Origin of the sequence: Ligilactobacillus salivarius DSM 20555 = ATCC 11741, assembly GCF_001435955.1 — a bacterium.
Taxonomy (GTDB): domain Bacteria; phylum Bacillota; class Bacilli; order Lactobacillales; family Lactobacillaceae; genus Ligilactobacillus; species Ligilactobacillus salivarius.
Map to the genome: position 1 here is coordinate 1 of NZ_AYYT01000042.1, position 1,495 is coordinate 1,495.

General features: G+C 32.2%; 1 protein-coding gene. It reads right to left on the reverse strand.

The window, feature by feature from the left end; all coding sequences use genetic code 11:
* Positions 1 to 179: 179 nt before the first annotated feature.
* Positions 180 to 1,457 (reverse strand): RNA-guided endonuclease InsQ/TnpB family protein, encoded by a 1,278-nt coding sequence (locus FC55_RS09610; protein WP_057704753.1) that lies wholly within the window; start codon positions 1,455 to 1,457, stop codon positions 180 to 182.
* Positions 1,458 to 1,495 lie beyond the last annotated feature (38 nt).

Sequence of the window (1,495 nt, forward strand, 5' to 3'; positions counted from 1 at the left end):
CCAGTCTAAAGACATGGGGCTTGTGAGTGTTCAAGCCTTTCGGCTCTACTAACACACTCTTCCGTGGGTAAAATACAGCATAAATATCCAAAAAAAGATACTTACGTCTTACACATCAATTTACCACAGCACTTTGTATACAATAATATACGGGTGGCGCGAGCTGCCAAACGCACCCTTTACTTAGCTTTAGCTAAGTTTTTTGGTTTTTCTAACTTGTCTAATCCTTTAGCTAGAATATTTTTAGCTGCATTCCAATCTCTAATATGGTGTTCATGACAATTAGGACAAGTCCATTCTCTATCCTTGAGATTCAACTTATCAGTTCCATTTGTTCCCATTATAAAGCCACAAGCATAACAAGTCTGTGTTGTATTTTTAGAATTAACTGATATAACTGTTCTGTTATACAAATTAGCTTTATAATCCAATTTCTGTAAAAAGCTTCTCCAGCCTACATCGGATATAGACATAGCTAAAGCGTGATTCTTGAGCATATTTTTACTTCTCAAATTTTCTACTACCACCAAATCGTGGTTATTGATAAGTGCAGTAGTAACATGATTCAAAAAGTTATTACGTTGATTGCGCACTCTGTCATGGAGCTTAGCTACTAAAACTCTTTGTTTTTGGTAATTTTTACTATCACGTAAAGAACGTTTTTCTTTTTTAGCTCTTCTTTGCCTTCTAGATAATACTTTTTGAGCTTTAGCTATTTTACCCTTAATAGTACGGTAATAACGCGGATTAGCTACCACTTTACCAAAACTATCGGTCAAAAAATTCTCTGTATTCAAATCAACACCAACTTGAGAATTAGTTTTAGCTAATTTCTTTACAAATGGTGTATCAGAGCCTAATTGCATTGATACGAAATATCTATCAGCTGTATCTTTAGAGATAGTAACAGTACCGATTCTAATATCATCTTTATTGTCAATAATACGACGGTGAGAACCAGATACTCTTAATCTACCTAATTTAGGCAAACTAATATGATTCTTATCAAGAAATTTTACGCTAGCAGAATAAACGTCCATTTTAGCATCTTTACCATATTGAGCATTAGTTTGATAACTCAAACGGTAACTCTTTTTATGGAACTTAGGTGTACCAGATGAATGTACTTTTCTAAACATCTTCCATGCTTTTTGATAATTTTGAATAGCGTTAGCTTTAGCTAAACTATCAATATTCTTATCTTGCATGTACTGATAATGATTAGATAAATTTCTAGCGTTTTTACGACTTTTTAATTCTTTAATACGTTCCTTAACAATATCAATAGGTAACTTAACTTGTTTCAACTTATATAATTCTTGGTCAATAGCAACCATTTTATTATAAACAGTTCTAGCAATGTTACCATTGATTTTAATAATCTTCTTTTGGTTAGTGCTTGGATAAATGCGCATTTTCAATCCATAATGATACTCTAAATCACTCATCTTCTTCATTGTATTTCACCTCCTTTAAGTTTATACTATAATTATAA

What these genes read in the sequence shown, in the direction of transcription:
- FC55_RS09610 (WP_057704753.1), bottom strand. Translation starts at nt 1,457, where the DNA reads ATGAAGAAGATGAGTGATTTAGAGTATCATTATGGATTGAAAATGCGC.